Below are 3,684 nucleotides of genomic sequence, written 5' to 3' on the forward strand. Positions count from 1 at the left end.
TCTGTGTCGGCAGTGGTGGTCCGGCCGTCGGCCGTAACGCTGATCGTGCCAACTGGCCCCGGCCGCCAGTTCCTGCCTCACCCTAGACGACGGGTTGTCGTTCGGTTGGTTATCCGACCGCGGGCCGGTGGCGTTTCTGGCGCATTCCGGGTCCTCGCAACGCGGGCCAGCATTCCCACCCGGTCCCCGGTCGGCTCCTCGGGGTCAGCAGCTCCGCTGCCAGATCAGTGCCTTTGCGAGGGCGCCCCATTCGTAGGCGATCGCATAAGGCCATTCCCGGAGGCGACGCGGGCCGACCACAGTGACCCGCAGATCACCGTGGAAGCAGCGGCTGATGCGGACACGGGCGCGGGTGTCCTGCGCGCGGCCGGTGACGAAGAGGATCCTGGTCCAGCCATGTCGGGCGGCGAGCTCAGCGGTTGCCCGCGCCTCGCCCCGAGTGGTCACCGGGTGCGGAGAAAAGCAGATCACCTCCACCTTCGGTGCCTCGTGGGCGGAGCACCACCGCATCCCGGGGGTAGACATCACGAGGACGGGAGCGTAACCGGTACGGGCCAGTTCGATCGCCTTGCCGGTTCTGTCCCCCGGACCCGCCAACATGACGATGGCGTCCGCCTGGACGGGCACGTCGGCGGCCGGGAATACGAACAGCCGAAGGGTAAGCGCGGTGAAACCTGCCAGGACCACCGCGAACAGCATCACGATGAGCCGGCGTCGCCCCGCTCGTCCCCACCGGTGGCGCGCAGCCCGGCCCGCCTCCGGCGGGGGGCCGGATGACCGCCGCTCACCGGCCGGCGGTGACGACGCAGCGGAAACCACACCATCATTCAAACATGCCGGTACCTGACCACGACCGAGGAAATCGTCGGTGCCCGAGGACCCCGGCCAGCCCCGAACCCCCATCTGTCAGTATTTCTCCTGACCACGGATTCTCCGTTTCCCGGGCCGGGCTAGAGGTCTCTCAACAAAGTCGCGAACCGGCGGGCCTGGGCTTCCGTGTTCAGGCGGTGCTCGACGTCCAGGTGGGCGGCCGCACCGAGCGCGGCCGCCCGGTCCGGGTCGAGCACCAGCTGCACGACCGCTTCAGCGAGCGCATCGGTGTCGTAGGGCGGAACGAGAATCCCGGTACGGCCGTGATCGACGTAGTCCCGGATGCCGGGGGTATCGGTCACCACGACGGGACGACCACTGGCCATCGCCTCCAACACGACGGTGACGCCGCTCACGTGAAGATTGGGCCGGAGGCAGACGACCACCATCGATGCGGTCCTGTACAGGTCGCTCACCTCGGGAAGAGTAAGACGGTTCCGACGCCGGCCGAGCCACGGTGGCACGGCCACGTTTCGGGCTGTCACCAGCTCGAGTCTCAGCTCCGCCAGCCTCATCTCCGCCAGCCTGCTCCGCCCCTGGGACAGGCCGCGGACCAACGTTTCGAAGTCGCGGTGCCGATCATTTCCGACACTCACCACGGACCCTTTCTCCGGAGGGTTTCCAGATGGCCGGAAAAATGTGGAGTCGCCCCCGAACGGAACGTACGAGAAACGGCTTTCAGGAATGCCAAGCTGCGTTCGGAGCGGCGGAATCTGGGCGGTGGAAAGCGTAAATATCCGACTGGCCCTTCGCAGGGCGCAGCGGGCGATCTCCAGCGAGCCGGGCCGTCGACCGGCGACATCGGCCAGCCAGTCGCCAGCGCCGGGCGTCACCACGGGAAGTGTCGTCGGGTCACCACGCACGCACCCGGTCCGGCCACGATGGTCTACCGTGTGTGCCGCCCGCCTACCTGAATACGACTGCGTCGCGCGGGCCGGCGCCGGCCTGGGGTGATCAGACAGTGGATTTTGTCATGCAACAGTCGGATCGCGCCGACCCGGCGAGCGGAAAAACCCCCGCAGCCCCGGCGCACCATAAGCATGCGCGCGCAAGCGTCGTCATTCCGGCCTATAACGAGGCGGCCGTGATCGGCCGCTGCCTTGACCGGCTCGCCGACGGCGCCGCCCCCGAGGACCTGGAGATCGTCGTGGTCGCCAACGGCTGCTCCGACGAGACCGCCCGTCGGGCCCGCGACCGAGGTGTCCGCTGCGTGGAGACCGCGAAGGCCGGCAAGGCGGCCGCGCTGAACCTTGGCGACGCCGAGGTCACCGCCTTCCCGCGATTCTATGTGGACGCCGACCTGGAGGTGTCCGGCGCCGACCTGCTGCGGGTGGCCGACGTGCTGCGGACCGGCCCGGCACTGGCCGCATCACCGCGCCTGACAATCCATCTTGCCGGCACGAGCCGCGTAGTACGCGACTACTACCGCATCTGGCTGCGGCTGCCCTATGTGCGCAACGGCCGAATCGGTGGGGTCATTGGAGTGAGTGAGCAGGGCCGGGCCTGTTTCGATCGTTTCCCGGACGCAATCGCGGATGACTTCTTTCTCTATCACCGGTTCGCACCGGATGAGCGATGCACGGTCGACGGCACCTGTTTCGTCGTACATCCGGCCCGGACCGCACGCGACCTCGTTCGACAGAAAAGCCGGGTTTTCGCCGGCAACGCCCAACTGCGCGCCCTCGGGCTGGCGCCCGCGGGCGGTCCCACGAAGGGTGGTCGTGGCCTCGCCGGCGGGTCCGTGGACTGGCTCAGGGTGGTCCGCGCCGAGCCCCGCCTGCTCGGCGCGGCGCCGGCGTATCTCGCGGTCTCCACCGTGGCGAAGGTGCTCGCCCGCCGGAAGGTTCGCCGCGGGGACCTCGGCACGTGGGAGCGCGACGGCAGCAGCCGCGGGGGCAGCCCGGCACCATCGCCATCGCCATCGACATCGACATCGTGTCTCTGACCTTGCCTCGGGTCCGGCTACTCATCGGGTCCGGCCACACAGGACCACCGGCTGGCCGGTGTCCGCCCAGACGTTCCCGGCACTGAAGAAAGTGGTCTTACCGGCATCGTCGTTGCCCAGCCGGCAGACACTCCAGCGGAAGCCGCGGCCGAAACGGTTGTCCGTCACGCGGAGGTTCCTGGCAGCGACCACAAGCGTCGTTCCGCCGGCGTTCAACCAATTGTGGTCGATAACCACATCACGGTTACCTCCGTTCGCCCACTCCAAAAAGACGACGGCTGTCTGGGTCTTGTCGTACGGGGAGAGGTCGAGGTTGTTACACACCACACTCAGGTCCCGGACCCCGCGGACCTGGATGCCGTCGGTATGGGCCCCTTTCGGTGGCCTTCGGTCATGGACGTAGTTATGACGGATGGTGACGCCGGAAACCGGTCCGAGCGTGGACGAGATGTGGAAGCCGTCGTCGCCACCGGAAAGATTACTGTACTGGATGACGTGACCTGCGCCACCTCTGATTGCGATCCCACTTGTCGCCACGTGATCGATCAGCACATTACTTCCGCGCACGCGGATGCCATCGTGGACGATCGAGTTTCTTATCGTCACGTTGTCGGCATAGATGTCGATGAGTCCGGAGAACTCCTTGTTCTCCAGTACCTGTCCGGGAGTGGCCAGTTTCCCGGCGGGCATCGGCTGGAACCGGGATCCGGGCGCGGGGCCGGTGTTCGAGGCGTCCGGCTTGCGGTCGCATCCTCGGGCCGCGGCCGGGTCGCCCCCTGGTAGGCCGCGGGTCGCGGCACCGCCATCCGGTGAAACCCCGGCCGGGACAGTGGCGGGGGCCGGTGTGCCCGCCGTCCGCGCGGGCCCGT

The 3,684-nt window shown here is 67.9% G+C and carries 4 protein-coding genes; 1 reads left to right on the top strand and 3 read right to left on the bottom strand.

Annotated features, from left to right (window positions below):
- Positions 1 to 204 precede the first annotated feature (204 nt).
- Together ACY45C_RS16435 and ACY45C_RS16440 are read right to left on the bottom strand one after the other, a co-directional pair.
- Positions 205 to 687 (bottom strand): YdcF family protein, encoded by a 483-nt coding sequence (locus ACY45C_RS16435; RefSeq protein WP_462188456.1) that lies wholly within the window; start codon positions 685 to 687, stop codon positions 205 to 207.
- A gap of 263 nt (positions 688 to 950) precedes the next feature.
- Positions 951 to 1,469 carry a glycosyltransferase gene (locus ACY45C_RS16440; protein WP_462188457.1) on the bottom strand — a complete coding sequence of 173 codons (519 nt, stop codon included), beginning with the start codon at positions 1,467 to 1,469 and terminating at the stop codon, positions 951 to 953.
- A gap of 374 nt (positions 1,470 to 1,843) precedes the next feature.
- Here ACY45C_RS16440 and ACY45C_RS16445 point away from each other — a divergent pair, with 374 nt between their 5' ends.
- Positions 1,844 to 2,815 (top strand): glycosyltransferase family 2 protein, encoded by a 972-nt coding sequence (locus tag ACY45C_RS16445; RefSeq protein ID WP_462188458.1) that lies wholly within the window; start codon positions 1,844 to 1,846, stop codon positions 2,813 to 2,815.
- 21 nt (positions 2,816 to 2,836) lie between these two features.
- Here ACY45C_RS16445 and ACY45C_RS16450 read toward each other — a convergent pair.
- Positions 2,837 to 3,684, bottom strand: an 848-nt coding sequence (locus tag ACY45C_RS16450; RefSeq protein ID WP_462188459.1) for a right-handed parallel beta-helix repeat-containing protein, incomplete at its 5' end; no start/stop codon positions are given.

It is taken from the genome of Frankia sp. CcWB2 (assembly GCF_977927585.1).

Excerpts from the sequence above, each read along its gene's own strand:
- ACY45C_RS16445 (WP_462188458.1), top strand. The coding sequence starts at position 1,844 with ATGCAACAGTCGGATCGCGCCGACCCGGCGAGCGGAAAAACCCCCGCA.